This is a genomic window from Synechococcus sp. Tobar12-5m-g (assembly GCF_024345415.1).
In the GTDB taxonomy this organism is placed as follows: domain Bacteria; phylum Cyanobacteriota; class Cyanobacteriia; order PCC-6307; family Cyanobiaceae; genus Regnicoccus.
In genome coordinates this window covers 1-19,832 of record NZ_JAGQBB010000026.1, presented here as the reverse complement: position 1 = coordinate 19,832, position 19,832 = coordinate 1, and the positions used below count along the sequence as shown (strand labels likewise).

21 protein-coding genes are annotated in these 19,832 nt (G+C 65.6%); 13 read left to right on the top strand and 8 right to left on the bottom strand.

Features of this window, described 5'->3' with window-relative positions:
• Nucleotides 1–49: 49 nt before the first annotated feature.
• From trmH to KBY66_RS13515, 5 genes are all read left to right on the top strand, one after another.
• The gene (trmH, locus tag KBY66_RS13535; RefSeq protein ID WP_255090142.1) at nucleotides 50–739 is read left to right on the top strand and encodes a tRNA (guanosine(18)-2'-O)-methyltransferase TrmH; all 690 of its coding nucleotides are present in this window, start codon (nucleotides 50–52) and stop codon (nucleotides 737–739) included.
• Nucleotides 740–921: 182 nt separating this feature from the next.
• Nucleotides 922–1,200 carry a transposase gene (locus tag KBY66_RS13530; protein WP_255090141.1) on the top strand — a complete coding sequence of 93 codons (279 nt, stop codon included), beginning with the start codon at nucleotides 922–924 and terminating at the stop codon, nucleotides 1,198–1,200.
• Between the two features lie 79 nt (nucleotides 1,201–1,279).
• Entirely contained in the window at nucleotides 1,280–1,801 is a 522-nt protein-coding gene (locus KBY66_RS13525) for a DDE-type integrase/transposase/recombinase (RefSeq protein WP_255090140.1), read from the top strand.
• A gap of 651 nt (nucleotides 1,802–2,452) precedes the next feature.
• Entirely contained in the window at nucleotides 2,453–2,911 is a 459-nt protein-coding gene (locus KBY66_RS13520; protein WP_255090139.1) for a TM2 domain-containing protein, read from the top strand.
• A complete protein-coding gene (locus tag KBY66_RS13515; RefSeq protein WP_255090138.1) occupies nucleotides 2,908–3,306 on the top strand; it encodes a hypothetical protein in 399 nt (132 codons plus the stop codon). Before KBY66_RS13520 ends, KBY66_RS13515 begins: the two co-directional genes overlap by 4 nt.
• 1,130 nt (nucleotides 3,307–4,436) lie before the next feature.
• Here the strand turns inward: KBY66_RS13515 and KBY66_RS13510 are convergent.
• The 6 genes from KBY66_RS13510 to KBY66_RS13485 form a co-directional block, all read right to left on the bottom strand.
• Nucleotides 4,437–4,604: a hypothetical protein gene (locus KBY66_RS13510; protein WP_255090137.1), complete on the bottom strand. Its 168-nt coding sequence runs from the start codon at nucleotides 4,602–4,604 to the stop codon at nucleotides 4,437–4,439.
• A gap of 683 nt (nucleotides 4,605–5,287) precedes the next feature.
• Nucleotides 5,288–5,908, bottom strand: a complete 621-nt coding sequence (locus KBY66_RS13505; protein ID WP_255090136.1) for a glycoside hydrolase family 104 protein — start codon at nucleotides 5,906–5,908, stop codon at nucleotides 5,288–5,290.
• Between the two features lie 232 nt (nucleotides 5,909–6,140).
• Entirely contained in the window at nucleotides 6,141–7,172 is a 1,032-nt protein-coding gene (gene trpS / locus KBY66_RS13500; RefSeq protein WP_255090135.1) for a tryptophan--tRNA ligase, read from the bottom strand.
• The gene (locus tag KBY66_RS13495; protein WP_255090134.1) at nucleotides 7,169–7,852 is read right to left on the bottom strand and encodes a hypothetical protein; all 684 of its coding nucleotides are present in this window, start codon (nucleotides 7,850–7,852) and stop codon (nucleotides 7,169–7,171) included. The genes trpS and KBY66_RS13495 overlap by 4 nt, the downstream gene beginning before the upstream one ends.
• A gap of 12 nt (nucleotides 7,853–7,864) precedes the next feature.
• On the bottom strand, nucleotides 7,865–8,389 hold the full coding sequence (locus tag KBY66_RS13490; RefSeq protein ID WP_255090133.1) for a hypothetical protein: 525 nt from the start codon (nucleotides 8,387–8,389) through the stop codon (nucleotides 7,865–7,867).
• On the bottom strand, nucleotides 8,382–9,320 hold the full coding sequence (locus tag KBY66_RS13485; RefSeq protein ID WP_255090132.1) for a cation diffusion facilitator family transporter: 939 nt from the start codon (nucleotides 9,318–9,320) through the stop codon (nucleotides 8,382–8,384). The genes KBY66_RS13490 and KBY66_RS13485 overlap by 8 nt, the downstream gene beginning before the upstream one ends.
• Before the next feature lie 119 nt (nucleotides 9,321–9,439).
• Here KBY66_RS13485 and KBY66_RS13480 point away from each other — a divergent pair, with 119 nt between their 5' ends.
• From KBY66_RS13480 to KBY66_RS13455, 6 genes are all read left to right on the top strand, one after another.
• Nucleotides 9,440–10,852 carry a YcjF family protein gene (locus KBY66_RS13480; RefSeq protein WP_255090131.1) on the top strand — a complete coding sequence of 471 codons (1,413 nt, stop codon included), beginning with the start codon at nucleotides 9,440–9,442 and terminating at the stop codon, nucleotides 10,850–10,852.
• Nucleotides 10,853–11,017: 165 nt separating this feature from the next.
• On the top strand, nucleotides 11,018–12,094 hold the full coding sequence (gene psbA, locus KBY66_RS13475) for a photosystem II q(b) protein (protein ID WP_255090130.1): 1,077 nt from the start codon (nucleotides 11,018–11,020) through the stop codon (nucleotides 12,092–12,094).
• Between the two features lie 193 nt (nucleotides 12,095–12,287).
• Nucleotides 12,288–13,211 (top strand): metal ABC transporter substrate-binding protein, encoded by a 924-nt coding sequence (locus KBY66_RS13470; protein ID WP_255090129.1) that lies wholly within the window; start codon nucleotides 12,288–12,290, stop codon nucleotides 13,209–13,211.
• A gap of 4 nt (nucleotides 13,212–13,215) precedes the next feature.
• Nucleotides 13,216–13,941, top strand: a complete 726-nt coding sequence (locus KBY66_RS13465; RefSeq protein ID WP_255090128.1) for a metal ABC transporter ATP-binding protein — start codon at nucleotides 13,216–13,218, stop codon at nucleotides 13,939–13,941.
• Nucleotides 13,941–14,807 carry a metal ABC transporter permease gene (locus KBY66_RS13460; protein ID WP_261347066.1) on the top strand — a complete coding sequence of 289 codons (867 nt, stop codon included), beginning with the start codon at nucleotides 13,941–13,943 and terminating at the stop codon, nucleotides 14,805–14,807. The genes KBY66_RS13465 and KBY66_RS13460 overlap by 1 nt, the downstream gene beginning before the upstream one ends.
• Complete coding sequence (locus KBY66_RS13455) at nucleotides 14,804–15,979, top strand: DUF4336 domain-containing protein (protein WP_255090127.1); 1,176 nt, start codon at nucleotides 14,804–14,806, stop codon at nucleotides 15,977–15,979. Before KBY66_RS13460 ends, KBY66_RS13455 begins: the two co-directional genes overlap by 4 nt.
• A 23-nt stretch (nucleotides 15,980–16,002) precedes the next feature.
• Here the strand turns inward: KBY66_RS13455 and KBY66_RS13450 are convergent, their stop codons facing one another.
• Nucleotides 16,003–16,347, bottom strand: a complete 345-nt coding sequence (locus KBY66_RS13450) for a DUF760 domain-containing protein (RefSeq protein WP_255090155.1) — start codon at nucleotides 16,345–16,347, stop codon at nucleotides 16,003–16,005.
• Nucleotides 16,348–16,391: 44 nt separating this feature from the next.
• Nucleotides 16,392–16,997, bottom strand: coding sequence for a signal peptidase I (gene lepB, locus KBY66_RS13445; protein ID WP_255090126.1), 606 nt, complete (start codon nucleotides 16,995–16,997; stop codon nucleotides 16,392–16,394).
• A 27-nt stretch (nucleotides 16,998–17,024) separates the two neighbouring features.
• Between lepB and menD the strand changes: the two genes are divergently transcribed.
• A complete protein-coding gene (gene menD, locus KBY66_RS13440; protein ID WP_255090125.1) occupies nucleotides 17,025–18,824 on the top strand; it encodes a 2-succinyl-5-enolpyruvyl-6-hydroxy-3-cyclohexene-1-carboxylic-acid synthase in 1,800 nt (599 codons plus the stop codon).
• Between the two features lie 22 nt (nucleotides 18,825–18,846).
• A complete protein-coding gene (gene menB / locus KBY66_RS13435; RefSeq protein WP_255090124.1) occupies nucleotides 18,847–19,710 on the top strand; it encodes a 1,4-dihydroxy-2-naphthoyl-CoA synthase in 864 nt (287 codons plus the stop codon).
• Nucleotides 19,711–19,832 lie beyond the last annotated feature (122 nt).

The following is a 19,832-nucleotide window of genomic DNA, read 5'->3' as shown; positions in this document are numbered from 1 at the left end:
GGACTGAGGCGTGGTGCTGAACTGAACGGCACCCGCTCCGCACCGTTCCATGCCCCTGCTGCCGCGCCGCTTCGAGCGGCTGAAGGCCGTACTGAGCCGTCGCATGGCCGATCTGACGGTGCTGCTGGAAGCGGTGGACAAGCCCCACAACCTCTCGGCGATCCTGCGCAGCTGCGACGCCGTGGGGGTGCTGGAAGCCCATGCGGTGAGCCTGGCGGGCCGCAGCCGCCGCTTCAACCACACCTCCCTGGGCTGCGAGAAGTGGGTGGCGGTGCATCCGCACGCCACGGTGGAGGACGCCCTGCAACGGCTGCGACAGGAGGGGTTCAGGATCTATGGCACCCGGCTGGGCGGCGCAGCGATGGACTACCGCCAGTGCGATTTCACCGGCCCCACCGCCTTCGTGCTCGGTGCGGAGAAGTGGGGCCTGAGCGCCGCGGCAGCGGCCGGCGTCGACCAGGGGCTGTTCGTGCCGATGGGCGGCATGGTGCAGTCGCTGAACGTGTCGGTGGCGGCGGCGGTGCTGCTGTTCGAGGCCCTGCGCCAGCGGCAGGCGGCAGGCCTGCTGCCGCTGGCCGGGGAGGGGGTGCCAGCAGAGCGGCGCCAGCAGCTGCTGTTCGAGTGGGCCTACCCCCAGGTGGCCGACTGGTGCCGCCGTGAAGGCCGCCCCTACCCGGCGCTCACGGCGGAGGGGGAGCTGGCGGAGGAGTTGCCGCGGACAGTGCGGCTGCGCTGTTGAGGTTGCGGTTCCGAGCAGGGGCGATCGCGTAAGGCCAAACCGTCGAACAATGCAACCATTGGGCACCTCGAAAAAATTCAAAAAACTGCACAGTCAAGAAAATTAGGTGGTCTGGCTTTTCTGGACAGCCCCCATCGTTAATCTCTGAGGCGGGGCATCGCCCCTGAAAGGGGGTCCCACCGATGAGCAAGCGCCGTACCCACAGCCCCGAGTTCAAAGCCAGGGTCGCCATGGAAGCGATCAGCGGCCGCAAGACACTGCAGGAGATCGCCGCCAACCACGGCATTCACCCGATCCAGGTAAGCCAGTGGAAGAGGCAACTCCTGGACGGTGCCAGCGAGCTGTTCACCCGAGGCAAGAAGAGCACCGACAAAGAGGAGAGCCAGGCCAAGGAGGCCGAGCTGTTCCAGCAGATCGGCAAACTCCAGATGGAGCTGGAGTGGCTCAAAAAGAAGTCTTAACTGATGTAATGCCCATGAACTGCGCAAGCTGGTCGATCACGACCACCCTGAGTTCAGCGTCAGCCGCCAGTGCGAGCTGTTGGGCCTGCCTCAATCCACGCTCTACTACCGGCCCACTCCGGTGCGTGAATCGACGATGCGGCGCATGGCCAGGATTGACGCTCACTACCTGGAGGATCCCTGCAGCGGCAGTCGCCGGATGGTGGACTACCTGGCCAGAGAAGGAATTCCGATCAGCCGTGACCGCGTGCGAAACCTCCTGCGCCGCATGGGTTTACGGGCGATCTACCAGAAGCCTCGCACCACGATTCCCGGCGATCCATCCGAGCGCTTCCCCTGCCTGGTGGATCTCAAACAGGTCACGGCTGTGGATCAGGTGTGGGAGACCGATATCACCTACATCCCGCTGCAGAAAGGCTTTCTCTACCTGGTGGCGGTCGTTGATCTCTACTCCAGGAATGTGCTCAGCTGGAAGCTCACCAACAGCCTTGACACGGAGTTCTGTCTGGATGCCCTGGAGATGTGGCACTTTCAGGTGGCCGTAAGCCAGAGATCTTTCACTCCGACCAGGGATGCCAGTTCACCTCCACTGACTTCGTGACTAGGCTTCAGGTCGAGAAGATCAAGATCAGCTGGTCCGGAAGAAAGCGGTGCTACGACAACATCCTGGTGGAGAGGCTATGGCGTACGGTCAAGTACGTAGCCGAAGGCTTCTCGGCGAAGCCGAGTTGAGGTCTACCTGCGTGCCTATAGCGATGGCTGGGATGCAGAGATCAGCCTGGCCCGCTTCCTGTGGAGGTACTGCCATGTAAGACCACACAGCTCTTTGGGAGGCAGAACTCCCTATGAGGTCTATACTTCTTCTGAACCTTGTTCCTCCCGCCCGGGGTTAACGATGTCAGGGGCCGAATCTGTCCTATAAAAGCCATCCACCTCACCCCCACAACAGCAAGCCAGCATTTCCCCACCAGCGAGGCCACCACGGCGAGCTGCCATTCGGGATGCAGCGGCCTGATCGGCACCTGGGCACTGGTGCCGAGGACCAGGAACATGGCCACCAAGCCAAACCCGATTCAGACACACCATCCTGATCAGTTCGGCATCGATCTCCGGCAAGGTCCGTTCAGGATCACCTGTCAGCAAAGGGTTGGTGCTCCAGTTTGATGCGCAATGCCCAGCTTACGAACAGCTCGGCTGCTCACCCGCCACTGCTGGCTTAGGTTCAGATTGTGATGCGACGAGTTTTCAGGCCATGCCCAAGCCGTTGCCTGAACGGCGCCGGGTGGCGATCGCCTACCTGCTCTGGGCCCTCTCGATCGCCGGCGTCTGCGGAATCCAACGGTTCTACGCCCGCAAGCCCCTAAGCGGCACGATCTGGTTGCTGACCATGGGTTGGTGCGGCATCGGGCAGCTGATCGATCTGTTTCTGATCCCTGACATGGTGGAGAAAGCCAACCAGCCCCTGCTCCTCCAGGAGGCCCTGGCGTTGGCCGATCGCTCACGCCCCCCGTCGATCGAGCGACAGTTACTCCTGCTGGCTCGGCAGGTGGGTCACCAAGGCTTCACCATCAACGATGCCATCCTGGTGGTGGAGCTGCCCAGTGGATCTTCCAGTGGGACGGTCCGATCGGAGATCGAGCGACTGATGATCGCCGACCTCCTCGATGTGGGCAACGATGAGCGCGGCCGAGTGGTATACAGGGAGCCTTGAGCAGAATCCTGATTTCTCTTGATTTCTATTTGGCAGAAAAGGGAGAATGTGATGATCACGCTTCAGCCATGAAGCAGCCGTCAGGGCTTTCTCGAAATCTGCCTTCGCTCTCCTGGCGGGGCCATGGGGGCTCTGTTTTGGCCCTGAGCGCCAGAGCAGATTTCATTTGTAGTATTGCCGATAACAATAAGATCTATGAGATCAATACCCTCATTCCATCAGCCACGGCGATCTTCAAAATAAACCTCACGGGTTCATCAAATGCTTTCGCCTATGATGCGCTCAGGAAACAATTCTTCTTTGTTGATGACGCCCGTAACCTGAAGTTCTGGGATGGCGGCACCCCAACCCTATCAAAGGCACCTCGAAGAATTGCTATGTTGGCCGGCTTATAGAAGGCAATAAATAATTCTACCATGGGAGAGTCCTTGCACATCCACCTTTGTCCATGGTTAAAGAGAGGGTACCCGATCAGGGGGCTGGATGAAACTGAGATGCATTGCAGTGCAATGGATCTGCTCCTCTGGCTGTCATTTGAAGATATCTAAAGACCCATCGCCATGGCCCCAACTGGCCCCATTTCGCGCCTGCAGACCAGCCACAGGCACGACAGGTGGCGTTTCGGAGAGCCGTACACGCCATAACCACCCCCTGAACGGCTACAAGAGAGGTCATGTTTACATGATTAACCCTTGCCCAATTGCAGTGACTAGTCACGCAGCATTCATCGTAATCCGACGAATATTGAAGCTAAGTTTACGAAGTCCCCACCAAGCCTTGACTCGTGGAAGGCAAATCAGACGGGCATACTTCCCTTTCATTATGATGACAATTTGACTAAAGACATGTTCAACTAGAGCTCTTATCCTGGACTTTACTGAGTTGAATGCTTTGCTGGCCTCTGATAGTGGCTTGTTCTTTTGGCCCTTCTCATGGAAAAAGCTTTCGAAGCCAGCGGCTATAAGAAACTCCTAAAATATGTTGCCTGCATAGACAGAGACTGCAAAGAAGAAATTCTGCTCATTCTCATGGTCAAACAAGGCAAGCAGCATTTGAAAATCATGAAGACTTGTCAGTGTAACATCATATTTGCGAATGAATTCATGTGCCTTTCAATGTTAATACTGTTCTTCTAACCGTAGTTACTTACGTCATTCTTTTTCACCCACCGTGTGCCAAAATCCTTCTGGGGCAAGTGGTTTGGGCTCTCCTTGAATGAGTCAGGGACATTACCTGAATTCATCTCTTGATTCTCCTCACTTGTGTTTCTATGGATTGGAAAGGATTTTATTGTAGCATCATCGATCTGCCCTCCTCTGGGCTAATATCCAGCCTCACAGAGCAACTGATTAAACAACTGAAACAGCCCCTCAATCGCTCCCGCATTCATCGGTCTCTCCCTAAAGAATCAGACTGTCTTGGCATCTGAATTTGAATTCATAATTCAAAGACCAATTTATTCTTCGAACGAACGACGATGGTTGACCTGATATTCAAGCTCTTCGTAGCTCAAGTTGCACAACTGCTAAAGTGCCAGCATCCTGAACATCATTACTGGGTCAATAGCTTTGCGGCTAGCATTACTCTTCCAATCTTGGGCATAGCCCTGCACGAGCAGAAAGCGGAAGAACTCCCAGGAAATAAGCTCTTTGATTCTAGGTAACGAGGACTGCATTCCCTCGATCTTCTCCATCCGTCATACTTCATCCCAAAAACCGCGCTGGCCCATATGGTTGTAAAATAAGGATGTATAGAATATAGCCTTTATTCCTGAAAATGCGACTGTAACTCAATTATTTGAGGTTCCCTCAATGTGGCCCTCCCAAGGGTGATTGGCTCCAGTTAACCTGCTAATGCTGTGTATTGCAACAACAGCTACTGGTACTTTACTCAAGGGAGCACTACGCTCACCAAAATCCCCTTGAACTATTCGATTCCTTCTGCACCCACGGCTGGCACCAAGACAAAATTCACGATTGCTGGAATCACAGCGTACCAGAACATTTTTGGCGACATTGCTGTTGACCGCTTCCGGCATTCTGTATGGAGCCATCTCAGGGGGAGTTTTTTTTCTCCATTGATCTCGCCAATCCCAACCGCCACCTACACCCAGATCAAACGGGCAACCCCAGCCTTCAACTCTCCTTCAGCGCCGATTTCAAGGCCCATTTTACCCAGAACTACGCGGGTGGACAATGGTTAAAAATCAAGACGAGCACAGGTGTGCCCACAGCCATTCCGGCTTCGTCACGCCTCTCGTGAATGGAAACGCCTTTCGTGACCTTGGCGGTGCCATTCCGATCCAGGTGCCCGACCCGCTGCCGCTGGCAGGTGCCTCCATGACCTTTGCCTGGTCACGCCAACGACGTCGCAGGATCAGGCTGGGGAGCCGCCAAGCCTGAGCTGGTGGCGCCGCAAGGCTGCGCGGTGGAATGTGCGGAGCTGGGTCACCGTCTTGCTGGGTTGTCCATAGGAGCTACCGCCTGAGGCGGTCGGGAAAGACGCCCATTCCTGGGCCAGTCGATCGATCGCACGGTCGGAGAGCACGCCCCGATCCACGTCCACCAGGGCCCCGCGACTCTCCACCAGGTGGAGGGCGGCCTGATCCTGGCTGGCGGGACCGAACCCGGAGAGGCCGAGCTGGCGCTGGGCCGCCTGCCAGGTCCCCGGCAGGAATTGATAGGCCCCGGCGGCGGCACTGGCATACCGCTTCACCACCACCCTGTCGGGATGGCGCTCAAAGCTCTGGAACGATCCCCCGCCGTACAACATGCGATAGCCCTTCGTGCTGCCGCCGCTCCAGGTTCCCTCCGCAAAGCGGATCGTCTCGAGGGCGGCGCGGCGCTCGGGCGTGAGCGCATACAAGCCCGGTCCCTTGGCTGTGGGGAGGATCACGCTGGCGGGCTTGGGGGTCGGGCTCAGGTCAGACGCGGCGGACGAGCAGAGCAGCGGCAGACCCGCCAGCAGCAGCGACAGGCTCAGCGGTTGGAGCGACAAAACCCCGGGGGGCCATAACGGCATTGTCTACGTGTATCGATATCCAGACATTTACTGTGTCTATCGACACCGTTTGAGCGCAAGACTCCCGAGGGCCCCCTTGACAAAAGTCCTGTAGGATGCTTAGAAAGCATCCTTCGGTCATGAGGGAACTGCCGGGGCCCCTTTCCGCGGCCAAATGATCAGCACAGCTGATCTCAGCGCGGCTGAGGATCAGCCTGGTTGATGAGGGTCAGCCTGCCGCCAGAAATCCCAGAGCAGCTCGGACCCGTTGCAGGGTTGCCCCAGCCACCGCAGAGGCCCGATCGCCCCCTTCCCGCAGCACCTGATCGAGGTAACCCGTCTCGGCGCGGATCTCGGCGTAGCGCCCCTGCAGCGGCCGCAGCGCCTCCACGGCCGCTTCGGCCAGCAGGGGCTTGAACTGGCCCCAGCCCATCGCCGCGCACGCTGCGGCCACCTGCTCCCGGCTCTGGCCACTCAGCAGCCCGTAGAGCCCCAGCAGGTTGTCGGCCTCGGGGCGCTCAGCGTTCCCGAACTCCAGGCCGAGCACCGCATCGGTTTTGGCCCGTTTGATCTTCCGGGTGATCAGCTCGGGCGGATCGAGCAGGTTGAGGCGGGAGCCCTCGTTGGGGTCGCTCTTGCTCATCTTGCTGCGGCCGTCGCTGAGGCCCATCACCCGGGCCCCCTCGGAGAGGATCAACGGCTCGGGCACCTTGAGAATCGGGATCGGCTCGCCATCGGGGCCCTTGGCGCCGAAGCGGGCGTTGACACGCTGCTGGGCGATGTCCCGGGCCAGCTCAAGGTGCTGCTTCTGGTCCTCACCCACCGGCACCAGATCGGCGTCGTAGAGGAGGATGTCAGCGGCCATCAGCACCGGGTAATCCAGCAGACCCACCGACACCTGGTCGCCCTGCTTGAGAGCCTTCTCCTTGAACTGGATCATCCGCTCCAGCCAGTTCAACGGCGTGAGGCAATTCAGCAGCCAGGTGAGCTCGGCGTGGGCCGCGACCTGGCTCTGCACGAACACCGTGGAGCGCTGCGGATCAATGCCGCAGGCCAGGTAGAGGGCGGCTGTGCGAAGCGTGTCCTCCGCCAGCCGGGCAGGATCGTGGGGCACGGTGATCGCGTGAAGATCCACCACACAGAAAAAGGTGTCGTGGGACTCCTGCAGGGCCACCCAGTTGCGGATCGCCCCCAGCCAATTGCCCAGGTGCAGGGCGCCACTGGGCTGCACCCCGGAGAGCACCCTGGGGCGATCGCTCACGGTTGCGGTTCGATCGTGACCGGCAGGATCGGCTCCTCGGCCACGGCTTGATCGCCAAGGCCTTGATCGAGCAGGGCCGGATCCAGCAGTGGTGCCACCTCCACCAGAGGGGTGTCATCAAGGGGCAGCGGCTCGGGTGGGGCGGGCTGGGGACGGCTGGGGCGGGCGAAGGGATCGGGCCGGCCGCCGCGCCGCTCGCCGCCCCGGGCATCACCCCTTGTCTCGCCCCTGGTGTCGCCGCGGCGTTCGCCCCGCTCCAGCCGGCGCACCGGGGTAGCCTCGCGGGACGGGTCCCGGGACACCTCCGGGCGGCCGCCACCCTGGGCCCTCTGTTGAACCACCAGCTCATCGAGCTTGCCCTGCTCCAGCAACTGGGCCACGGTGCGGATCGAGAAGCCCAGGGCGGCCACGGTGGAGCGCAACTGAAAGCTCTCCTGCACCAGCTGGGCGGCCCGCTGCTCGTTTTCACTCAGTCGGATCCGGAAGCCCCCGACCTCCCGTCCGCCCTCGCGCCCCCTCTCGCGACCTGCGCCGGTTGGGCGGCCCCGCTCGCTGCCGGCGGCGGGCCGGGAGTCGGGCGAAGGCTCCGCCTCGCTCGACAGTTCCGGCTCCGGGGAGATCCCTGGGACCGCCGCCACCTCGCCCGTTTCGGTCATCTCGGTGTTGCTCTGTTCGGCCATGGCCGCACCCCTTCAATCCGGGGGCAAGTTTGCCGCATCAACGGCGCCGGGGTCAGGCAGCCAGTGCAGCTGGTGCGGGTCCGGCTGGGAGCTGCGGGCCAGCACCACCAGGGGAAGCGGTCGCCGCCCCGGCCGCTCGAACACCGCCCGGTAGCGGGCCAGGAAGGCCAGATAGGACGCCAGGGTCCAGCCGTGGTTGCCACGGTCCCGGGCCTCCCAATAGCGTCGCAGGGCCGCCTGGCAGGCCTGGGGGCCGAACTCTCGCCAGCAGAGGGTTTCGGCTAGCGCCGGATCGATGCCGTCGTGCCGCAGCCCCCGGAAGCGGGCCAGCTCCGGGGCCTCGGCGGTGCTGTCTGGAGGCAGCAGCCGGGCCAGATCGGCCACCGGCGCCACCTCCAGCCGCAACCAGCAGCGGTTGAGCAGCAGCACCGGCAGCTGGCCGTGCCAGGCGGTCTGCCGTTGCAGGCCGTGCCACTGCTGGGCCAGCAGAACCCTCTGGCGGGGGGTCAGGGTCCCCCAGCGGCTGGTCTCAACCATGGACACCCCGGAAGGTGATGTCGGAGCTGGCATATTCGCTGGGCTCCAGGTGGATCGTGCAGCGCACCGGCCCGAAACGGGCCTCCAGGTGCTCCTCCACCAGCTCAGTCACCCGGTGGGCCGTGGGCAGGTCGTTGGCGGCCACCACCATGTGCATGTCGATGAACACCTGCTGTCCCAGCACACCGCGGCTGGCGATGTCGTGGCAGTTCAGCACCCCCGGCACCGCCATCGCCACGGCATGGATCGCCTCCGGGGCAATGGCGATCTGGTCCACCAGCCAGGGCAGGTTGGAGCTGAGCACCTGCCAGCAGGCCCGCACCAGCAGCAGGGCGAGGGGCACGGCCACCGCCACGTCGAGCCAGTTCATCCCCAGCAGCAGCACCCCGGCCAGGCCCACCAGCACCATCAAGGTGGTCCAGATGTCGCTGGTGGTGTGCATGGCATCGGCCAGGAGCAGGCGGCTGCCGAGCCGGTTGCCCTCCCGCCGCTCGTAGGCCGCCAGCAGCACGTTGCAGGCCAGGGCCAGCAACAGCAGCAGCAGCTCCAGCCTGCCGATGCGCAGCGGGGCGAAACCGTTGATGAGCCGTTGGGTGGCCGTCTGGAGAATTTCGAAGGAGGCGAAAAAGATGAAGGCGGCGATCGCCAGGGCGCCCACCCCTTCGTACTTGTGGTGGCCGTAGGGATGGTCGCGGTCAGGCTTCGGATCGGAGAGCCCGTTGGTGATCAGTCCCAGCAGGCTGGAGAGGCCATCGGTGGCGCTGTGCATCGCATCGGCCAGCACCGCCAACGAGCCGCTCATCAGCCCCACCACCAGCTTCAGCAGGCTCATCAGCACATTCACCGCCAGGGCAGTGAGCAACACCCGATTCACCTCCGCCCGGCTGTCGCTCGAAGGGGAGGCGCTCCCTGGCGGGGTGGAGATGGCCATGCCGAGGGCGGGATCCACCCCAATTTATGGATGGCCTGGGCAGAAAGGCGCAGCTGAGCTAGAGATGCTCACCTGGGTCGGCCCCGCCGGATCCCCACTGGCACCCTTGCCCGCCCGCCTTGGCACCCCTCTCCCGCTCCGACCAGGCCGCCGCCGCGCCGGGCCGCTGGCCGATTCCCTGGCTTCCCGCCGCCGGCCTGCTGGCGGGGGGCTGGCTGGTGACGGAGGCATTGCACGGGCCGGGTTCCGGAGCCCTCCTGGTGGGGGCGATGGCCGGTGGCTGGTGGTGGCTCTGCCGTGGCCGACGAACCATGTGCCCCGCCCTGCCCCAGACCTGTGAGGCCTGGTTCCGTCGCTGCGACGGGCTTCTGCTCCAGTTCGAGCGGCTTGAAGCGGCCGGCCCCGCCGGGGAGCATCGGTCCACCCCGGCCCAGCGCAGCCGTCGCGAGCGCCTCGAGCGCCTGCGGCGGCGCCAGGATCGGCGGCAGCTGGAGCTGGCCGTGGTGGGGGTGACCCTGCCATCACCAAGCCTGCAGCCGGTACTGTTGGCGGCCCTGCGGGGAGCCCTTCCCCTGGCCCTGCACTGGGGCCATCCCCTGCCTGCCTCCAGCCCGAACTGGCGATGGCCCGCCCCGTTCGCCGAATCCGACCAACTTCTGTACTGCCTTGGCTCCAGCCTGGGGGGCGCCGATCTGCGCTGGCTCGACAGCCTGCCGGCCCAGCAGCCCGTCTGGCTGCTGGTGACCAGCGACCCTGCCGACGGCGAGCGGCGCCTTGCGCAAGAGGCCGAGCTCCGCGCCCAGCTGCCGGCCCGGCTGGGAGATCGCCTGCTGTTCTGGGGGGGGGCGGCCCGTGAGCTGCACCACACCCTGGAGCCCCTGCGCCAGCATCTGCAGGGCGGCGGGCAGCAGCAATTGATCGCCACCGATCTGCGCTGCCTCGAAACCCTGCACCTCGATTGGCAGCGGGAGCTGGAGGTGCTGCGCCGCCAGCGGCTGAGGCCACTCGTGCAGCGCACCCAGTGGCTGGTGGCCGCGTCGGTGGTGGTCGCCCCCCTGCCCAGCCTGGATCTGCTGGTCCTGGCCGTTGCCAATGGGGTGATGCTCCAGGAGATGGCCCGCCTGTGGGATTGCCCCTGGGGAGCCGACCAGCTGCGGGAAGCCGCCCTGGAACTGGCCAAGGCGGCCCTGGCCCTCGGCGTGGCGGAGTGGAGCAGCCAGGCCCTGCTCACCCTGATGCGGCTTGAGGCCAGCACCTGGCTGGTGGGCAGCGCCCTGCAGGCCCTGAGCGCGGCCTACCTCACCCGGGTGGTGGCCCGGGCGATGGCCGATGTGATGGCCCTGAGCAGCGGCCTGCCGGAGACCGATCTGGCCGAGCTGCGCCGACAGGCGCCTTTGCTGGTCGCCCGGGCGGCGGAGGCGGAACGGCTCGACTGGTCGGGCTTCCTCGCCCAGGCCCGCACCTGGCTGGCTGGCGGCGGAGCGGCCCGATCCCCAGCCGACCAAACACCATCACTTCAGGCTTCTTCATGAAGCAACAAAAACATTCTTCATGGAGTTTTTCAACGGGGTCTTGCGTTTCCTGGAGTGGCTTCTGTCCCACCCTGGGCCCTTCCTAGGTTGAGACATCCGGCTGTCTCTTGGGCCTGTCCCTTGGATGTCCGGATCATCCCGTCCTCATTCGTCTTCGTTTTTCCGATGACAACAGCTGTTCGCAGCGGACGTTCCAGCTCCTGGGAAGGCTTCTGTCAGTGGGTCACCTCCACCGACAACCGCCTCTATGTGGGTTGGTTCGGTGTGCTGATGATCCCCTGCCTCCTGGCAGCCACGATCTGCTTCATCATTGCCTTCATCGCCGCTCCCCCCGTCGATATCGACGGCATCCGCGAGCCCGTTGCCGGTTCGCTTCTCTACGGCAACAACATCATCTCCGGTGCCGTCGTTCCCTCCAGCAACGCCATCGGCCTGCACTTCTACCCGATCTGGGAAGCGGCCAGCCTTGATGAGTGGCTCTACAACGGCGGGCCCTATCAGCTGGTGGTGTTCCACTTCCTGATCGGCATCTCCGCCTACCTGGGCCGCCAGTGGGAACTGAGCTACCGCCTCGGCATGCGCCCCTGGATCTGCATTGCCTACAGCGCCCCGCTCTCGGCCGCCTTCGCCGTGTTCCTGATCTACCCCTTCGGCCAGGGCTCCTTCTCCGACGGCATGCCCCTCGGCATCTCTGGCACCTTCAATTTCATGCTGGTGTTCCAGGCTGAGCACAACATCCTGATGCACCCCTTCCACATGCTCGGTGTGGCCGGTGTGTTCGGCGGCAGCCTGTTCTCGGCCATGCACGGCTCCCTCGTCACCAGCTCCCTGGTGCGGGAAACCACTGAAACCGAGAGCCTCAACTACGGCTACAAGTTCGGCCAGGAAGAGGAGACCTACAACATTGTGGCCGCCCACGGTTACTTCGGTCGCCTGATCTTCCAGTACGCCAGCTTCAACAACAGCCGCAGCCTCCACTTCCTGCTGGCCGCCTGGCCGGTGGTGGGCATCTGGTTCACCGCCCTGGGAGTCAGCACGATGGCCTTCAACTTGAACGGCTTCAACTTCAACCAGTCGATCCTTGATGCCCAGGGCCGGGTGGTGAACACCTGGGCCGATGTGCTCAACCGCGCCAACCTCGGCTTCGAGGTGATGCACGAGCGCAACGCCCACAACTTCCCCCTCGATCTGGCCCTCACCGAAGCCCGTCCCGTGGCCCTGGTGGCCCCGGCGATCGGCTGAAGCCGCCAAGCAACGGCCCTACAACACGGTTCTGGCCATTCCTCCGTCAAGCCCCCTCCTGCAGGGGGCTTTTTTGTGCCCGTTCTGCCGGGCCGCCGCGCAGGGATGCCAGGCTGATGGATTGGGTTGGCGCGCCTTGCGAGGCTTGCGGGGATCGAAACCAACAAGGCCGGTGCGGCAGCTGGCGTGGGCCTTGACGGCCTTGCTTGGCATCGCCCTGGCGGGCTGCCCTGCCCCCCGCCCGTCGGCTGCGCCGGAGCAGGAAAATCCCCAACCTGGCGCAGCGGTCCCAGACTCCCGCCCCCTGGTGTTCACCACCTTCACGGTGCTGGCCGACATGGCCCGCCAGGTGGCAGGCGACCAGCTGCAGGTGGAATCGATCACCAGGCTGGGTGCCGAGATCCATGGCTATGAGCCCACCCCCAGTGATCTCAAGCGGGTGGGGGATGCGCAATTGATCCTGGATAACGGCCTGCATCTCGAGGCCTGGGCCGCTCGGTTCTACAGCTCGATTCCAGCGGTTCCGCGGGCCACCTTGAGCGAGGGAATCGTGGCCCTGCCGATCGCCGAAGACAAGGCCGCCGGCAAGCCCAATCCCCATGCCTGGATGTCCCCGAAGCTGGCGGAGGTCTATGTCGAGAACATTCGGCGGGCCTTCACGCGGCTGGATCCAGCCCATGCCGACCACTACCGCGCCAATGCCGAGCGATACCGAGCCAAGCTCCGGGCCCTCGACCGGGAGCTGCGCGCCGCCCTGGCCGCCGTTCCGCCGGGCAAGCGGGTGCTGGTCAGTTGCGAGGGGGCCTTCTCCTACCTCGCCGCCGACTATGGTCTGAAGGAGGCCTACCTGTGGCCGGTCAACGCCGAATCACAAGTCACCCCGCAGCGCATGGCACGCCTGATCGAGCTGGTCCGCACGCGGCGGGTGCCGGCCGTGTTCTGCGAAAGCACCGTCAGCGCCGAGACCCAGCGGCAGGTGGCCGCGGAATCCGGCGCCCGCTTCGGCGGCATCTTCTACGTGGATTCGCTCTCCGCCCCCAGCGGTCCGGCCAGCACCCTGCTGGAGCTCCAGCGCCACAACATCCGCACCCTGGTCGATGGCCTGAAGGGATCCTGAGCCGATGCCAGAGAACAGGATCTCCGTTCAGCACCTCAGCGTCGACTACCACGGCGTGGTCGCCCTTTACGACGCCTCCCTGCAGGTGAGGGCCGGCAGCATCTGCGGCCTGGTCGGCATGAACGGTGCCGGAAAGAGCACCTTGATCAAGGCCCTGATGGGCTTTGTCCAACCCTCCTACGGCCAGATCGCGATCAACGGCAACTCCCTGCGCCAGGCCCGCCGCGACCATGCCGTGGCCTACGTGCCCCAGGCCGAGAGCGTGGACTGGAACTTTCCGGTCCAGGTGGCCGATGTGGTGATGATGGGCCGCTACGGATCGATGAACCTGCTGCGGATCGCCCGGCGCTCCGACCACCAGGCCGTTCGCGACAGCCTGGAGCGGGTGGGGCTGTGGCCCCTGCGCCAACGGCAGATCGGCGAACTCTCGGGGGGCCAGCGCAAGCGCGCCTTCCTGGCCCGGGCCCTGGCCCAGGGGGCCTCGGTGCTGCTGCTGGATGAACCCTTCGCCGGGGTGGACATCCGCACCGAAAAACTGATGATCGAACTGTTCCAGGAGTTCCGCCGCGAAGGGCGCACCCTGTTGATCTCCACCCACGACATGGCCCATGTCACCGGCTTCTGCGATCAGGTGGTGCTGATCAACAAGACCGTGCTGGCCTACGGCGACACCTCCGAGGTGTTCACCGAGGAGAACCTGGCCCGCACCTTCGGTTGGGGCCAGAGCTGATGGGGGCTCCGATCTGGCTGATCGAGCCCCTGCAGCACTCCTTCATGGTGAAGGCCCTGCTGGTCAGCTCCCTGGTGGCCACGGTCTGCGGAATGCTCTCCTGCTTCCTCACCCTGAAGGGCTGGGCGCTGATGGGCGATGCGGTGTCCCACGCCGTGATGCCCGGCGTGGTGATCGCCTACGCCCTCAACCTGCCCTTCGCCCTGGGCGCCTTCGTGTTCGGGGTGGGCTCGGTGGCCGTGATCGGCTACATCAAGCAGATGACCCGCATCAAGGAGGACACGGTGATCGGCCTGGTGTTCACCGGCTTCTTCGCCCTGGGCATCACCCTGGTGTCAAAGGTGAGGAGCTCGATCGACCTGACCCACATCCTCTTCGGGAACGTGCTGGGGATCAGCGCCTCCGACATCGTCCAGACGCTGCTGATCAGCCTGCTGGTGCTGGGCGTGCTGACGGTGTTTTACCGCGATCTGGTGCTGTTCTGCTTCGATCCCACCCACGCCCGATCAATCGGCATCCACACCGGTTTCCTCTATTACCTGTTGCTCTCGGCGCTCTCCCTGGCAGCGGTGGCGGGACTGCAGACCGTGGGGATCATCCTGGTGGTGGCGATGCTGGTCACACCCGGGGCCACGGCCTACCTGCTCACCGACCGCTTCGATCGGATGACCTGGATCGCAATCCTCTCCGCCGTGCTCTCGAGCCTGGTGGGGATCTACGTCAGCTACTGGCTCGATGCCTCCACCGGCGGCTGCATCGTGCTGGTCCAGACCGGCCTGTTCGTGCTCAGCTTCCTGTTCGCTCCGCGCCACGGCCTGCTGGCCCAGTCGCGGCAGCGGCGCCAATCCCAGGGACCCGCCTCTTGAGCTCCGGGCCGGATCGGCGCTGGCCCTGGTGGCCGCTGCTGCCTCTCTATCCCTACGGCCAGCGCCACACCCTGGTACGAGAGCTGATTCCAGACCAGGCCTGGAGCTTCGAGCAACTCCAGGGCCTGCTCTATGTGGCGGTGCCGATCCGGATGACCGTGCTGCGCCTGCGCGGGGGCCTGCTGCTCTACGCGCCGGTGCCCCCCACCGGGGAATTGCTGGCCGCCCTGGAGCCGCTGGTGGAGCGCTGCGGGCCGGTGCTCTCGATCGTGCTGCCCACCAGCTCCGGCCTCGAGCACAAGCTGCCGGTGCCTGCGATGGCCCGGGCCTTCCCCGAGGCCAGCGTGTGGGTGAGCCCATGCCAGTGGAGCTTTCCGCTGCCGCTTCCCCTGGCCTGGCTGGGCTTCCCGGCCCGCCGCACCCGGGTGCTGTTCGAGCAGGGCCTGCCCCACGAGGAGGAACTCAGCTGGCTGCCGCTCGGACCCCTGGACCTGGGCCTGGGCACCTTCATGGAGGTGGCCTGCTTTCACCGCGCCAGCGGCGCCCTGGTGCTCACCGATGCCCTGGTGGCGATTTCAGCCGAGCCGCCGGCGCTGTTCGAGGCCGATCCCACCCCGCTGCTGTTCCATGCCCGCGAGCGAGGTGATCAACCCCTGCGCGACGACCCGGAGCAGCGGCGGCGCGGCTGGTGGCGCCTGGTGCTGTTCGCTTCGTTCCTGCGGCCCGAGAGCGTGCGGATGCCCCCCTGGCGGGAGCTGCTGGCCGCCTGCTGGCAGCCCGGACAACGCCAGGCACGCCTTTACTTCGGCCTCTACCCATTCCGCTGGGAAGCCGGCTGGGAGCGGGAATGCGCGGCGCTGATCCGGCCTGGGGAGGCGCTGCTGCAGGTGGCGCCGGTGCTGGAGCGGCTGGTGTTTCCTCGGCAACGGTCCCAGCTGGTGGCCTGGCTGCGGGAGCTGGCGGCGATTGAGGGCCTGGCCTGGCTGGTGCCCGCCCATTACGAGGCCCCGCTGCCCATCCGCAGCGTCGACCTGGAGAAGCTCGCCACCGAACTGGAAAGCCGGGCCTGGGCCCCATCGAGCGGCTCCTGGGCCTTTCTGGCCCAACTGGACCAGACCCTGGTGGCCTGGGGCCTGGTGCCGGGAGAGCAGGAGCCGAAGAAAACCGACTAGCCGGCCATCAGAGCTTCAGCCGCTCAGAGCTTGAGCTCACCGGGGTCGTCCTCACCGCCTTCGCCGAAGAGGGTGGTTTCCAGCTCCATGCGCTGCTCCATCTGGCGCAGGAAGTAACCGGTCATCATGGCCGAAGCAAGCAGGCCGGCGAGGTTGTCGCGGCTGGCCTGGATCTTCACCTCGAACTGTTCGCCGGGCAACATGCCGAGCAGACCCTGGACGTTGTGGCGAATGATGTCCTGAATGTCGCCGCTGGCGGAGCGGGCCACCCGCTGGAGCACATCCGGGGACTGATCCTGAAGGTACTGAATCAGCAGGTTGCTGCTGATCGCTTCGCTGTCGGTCGTCAGGAACTCCGGGTTGAACATCTCCGGTGTGCTCTGCATCACGGTCTGCACCCTACCGCAGGCGATCAAGCGGCACCGAGCGGGTCCGGGAGGGAGAACCGAATCGGGCCGAGGTGGTTCAGGGGCCAGTAGCGGAACACCGCCGTGCCGATCACATGGTCGGCGGGAAGAGGTCCCCAGAGGTGGGAATCCAGGCTGGCATTGCGGTTGTCCCCCAGCACCATCAGATGGCCGGGCGGCACCAGCAGCGGCGCCAGGTCGTAGTCGATCGGCGCCGGGCGCCAGGGCTCCACAACCACCGAACCGTTGCGGCGCAAGGCGCCTTCGCGCACCTCAATCCGGTCCCCCGGCCCGGCCACCACCCGTTTGATCAGGGCGGCGCCCGGGTCGTAGCCGGCGGCCAGCAGCGGATCAGGCGGGCGAAACACCACGATCGTCCCGAGCGGCAGGGGGCCCGGCAGCCGCGGCCGAATCTTCTCCACCAGAATCCGATCCCGCAGCTGCAGGGTGGGCAGCATCGAGCCCGAGGGGATCCAGCGGGGCTCGATCACCAGCCAGCGCAGCAGCAGGGCCAGGGCGGCCCAGAGCAGCAGCGGCAGCCACTGGCGAACAAAATCGGAACGGGCTGGGGCACCGCCTGAACCACTGCCAGGGCCATGGGGGGTCGTCATGGGGCAGGTCTGTCCGGGGCATTGGCGATGATCCATCCTGAACAGGCCAGGGCCAGGGTGAGCGGAGCCGACAACCTCAAAGCCTCCCTGGCTTTGCTGCGGGGACTTCAGCGGCTTGGCCTGCAGCGGCTGGTGCTCTGTCCGGGCAGTCGATCCGGCCCCCTGGCGGTGGCGGCCGGGATGCTGGAGGGGCGTCAGTTCAGCCTCCACACCGGCATCGACGAGCGCTCGGCGGCCTTCTTCGCCCTGGGACTGAGCCGGGCCGACGGCCAGCCGGCGGCGGTGGTCACCACCTCCGGCACCGCCGTGGCCAACCTGCTGCCGGCGGCGGTGGAAGCCGACCACGGCGCCATCCCCCTGCTGATGCTCAGTGCCGATCGGCCCGGCCACCGGAAGGGGTGCGGCGCCAACCAGACCGTGAACCAGCAGGACTTCCTGCGGCCCAGCTGCCGCTGGGTGGGGGAAGGCGATCCGGCCGGCCTGGCGGTGATGGCCCCCGCAGCTCTCCACCAGCTCGCCCTGACGGCGTGGCGGGCCGCCACCGGTGCGCCCGCCGGGCCGGTGCACCTCAACCTGCCCTTCGAGGACCCCCTCCACGCCGCGGCGGCGGACGTGCTGTCCCTGGCCTCAGGGCTGGCAGCCGGCCAGGACAGGCCCGCCCCGGACGCTCCGGCCGGGGACCGATCGGGCGAGGCCGCCAGGCCTGGGGTCACCCCGCTGCTGGATCCGGATCGGCCAGGGGTGATCGTGGCCGGTCCCTGGCGGGGGCCACCGCAGGAGCGTGCCCCCTTCCTGGCCGCCCTGGGGCGCTGGCAGGGGCGCACTGGCTGGCCCCTGCTCGCCGATGGGCTCTCCGGCCTGCGGGGTGAGACCGGCCTGGCGGCGATCGGCGGCTACGACCTGGTGCTGGAGGACCCGCCCGAGGCGTTGGCGGCGGATCAGGTGCTGCGGCTCGGTCCGCTGCCGGCCAGCCGTCGCCTGCAGCAGTGGCTGGGGGGCCTCGGGGGTCGCCAGCTGCTGATCGGCGAAGCCGAGCCCCGCAACCTGGATCCCCTTGGCACGGCGTCGCTGCGCCTCGGCGCCGGCCTCGATCGCTGGTGCCGGTCCCTGCCCGAGGGGGTCTGGCGCGGTGGGGCCTCCCCGGCCAGCCTCACCCACCAGCACCATTGGCGTCAACAGGAGGACCACTGCCAGGCCCTGTTGAACCGCCAGCTCCCGGCCAGCGGGGTGCCCAGGGAGCCGGCCCTGGCCCGGGCGCTCAGCCGGCTGCTGCCGCCGGGCTGGCCGGTGATGCTGGCCAACAGCAGCCCGGTCCGCGACTGGGAGAGCTTCTCAGACCCGGCCGCACCCGCCCGGGAGCTGTTCGGCTTCCGCGGCGCCTCCGGCATCGACGGCACGCTCTCGCTTGCGGCGGGTCTGGCAGAGAGCCTCGGGCAGCTGGTGCTGCTCACTGGGGATCTGGCCCTGCTGCACGACAGCAACGGCTGGCTGTGGCGACGGCAACTCACCGGCCGGCTCACCGTGGTGGTGATCGACAACGGCGGTGGCGGCATCTTCGAGCAACTGCCGATTCGCCCCGCCGCCCCGAATGGCGAGCTGATCGACTTCGAGCGCCTGTTCGCCATGGCCCAGGGCTTGGATCACGGCGCCCTGGCGGCGGCCCATGGGGTGGCCTGGCGCCGGGTGGAGCGCCTTGAGCACCTGGCCGACGCCCTGGCCTGGAGCCTGAGCCAGCCCCTGGCCCTGCTGGAGCTGCGCACCGACCGCCGCGCCGATGCGGCCCTGCGGCAACGGTTGCGGGCCGCCGCCGCCCGCGGCCCAGAATGACCTCCCCGTCGCCTACGCCTCGATGAGCGCCGAGTCCACCCCGGCCGAGCCGCCCGTGGCCTGGACCCCGGCCGGCACCTACCAGGACATCTGTTTCGATCGGGGCCCGAAGGGTGTCGCCCGGATCGCGATCAACCGCCCGGCCAAGCGCAACGCCTTCCGGCCCCGCACTGTCGTGGAACTCTGTGACGCCTTCTCCCGGGTGCGCGAAGACCCGTCCGTGGGGGTGGTGCTGCTCACCGGCGTCGGACCGGCCGCCGACGGGGGCTACGCCTTCTGCTCCGGCGGCGACCAGAGCGTGCGGGGGGACGGGGGCTACCTGGACGGAGCGGGCCTGCCCAGGCTCAACGTGCTCGATCTGCAACGGCTGATCCGCTCCCTGCCCAAGGTGGTGATCGCCCTGGTGGCCGGCTACGCGATCGGTGGCGGCCAGGTGCTGCACCTGCTCTGTGATCTCAGCCTGGCGGCCGACAACGCCGTGTTCGGCCAGAGCGGGCCGCGGGTGGGCAGCTTCGACGGCGGTTTCGGGGCGAGCTACCTGGCCCGGGTGGTGGGGCAGCGCAAGGCCCGCGAGATCTGGTTCCTCGGCCGCCAGTACAACGCCGAGCAAGCCTTGGCCATGGGGCTGGTCAATGCGGTGGTGCCGCTCGCCGAGCTGGAGGCGGAGGGGTTGCGCTGGGCCCGGGAGGTGCTGCGCCAGAGCCCCACGGCGATTCGTTGCCTCAAGGCCGCCTTCAATGCCGAAACCGACGGCATGGCCGGGCTCCAGGAGTTGGCCGGCCAGGCCACCCATCTCTTCTACCGAACCGCCGAGGCCCAGGAGGGCCGCGATGCCTTCCTGGAGAAGCGGGATCCCGACTTCTCAACCCAGCCCTGGCTGCCCTAGGGAAGCTCTGGACAACACGTCCGCATAGCCAGTCGCGGTCCACCAATTGTTCGGATTGGACTATTTCAGCAGAGATCAGGCTGGAATGAGCCTGATCTCACCATGTTTGGGGACTGGCCCGC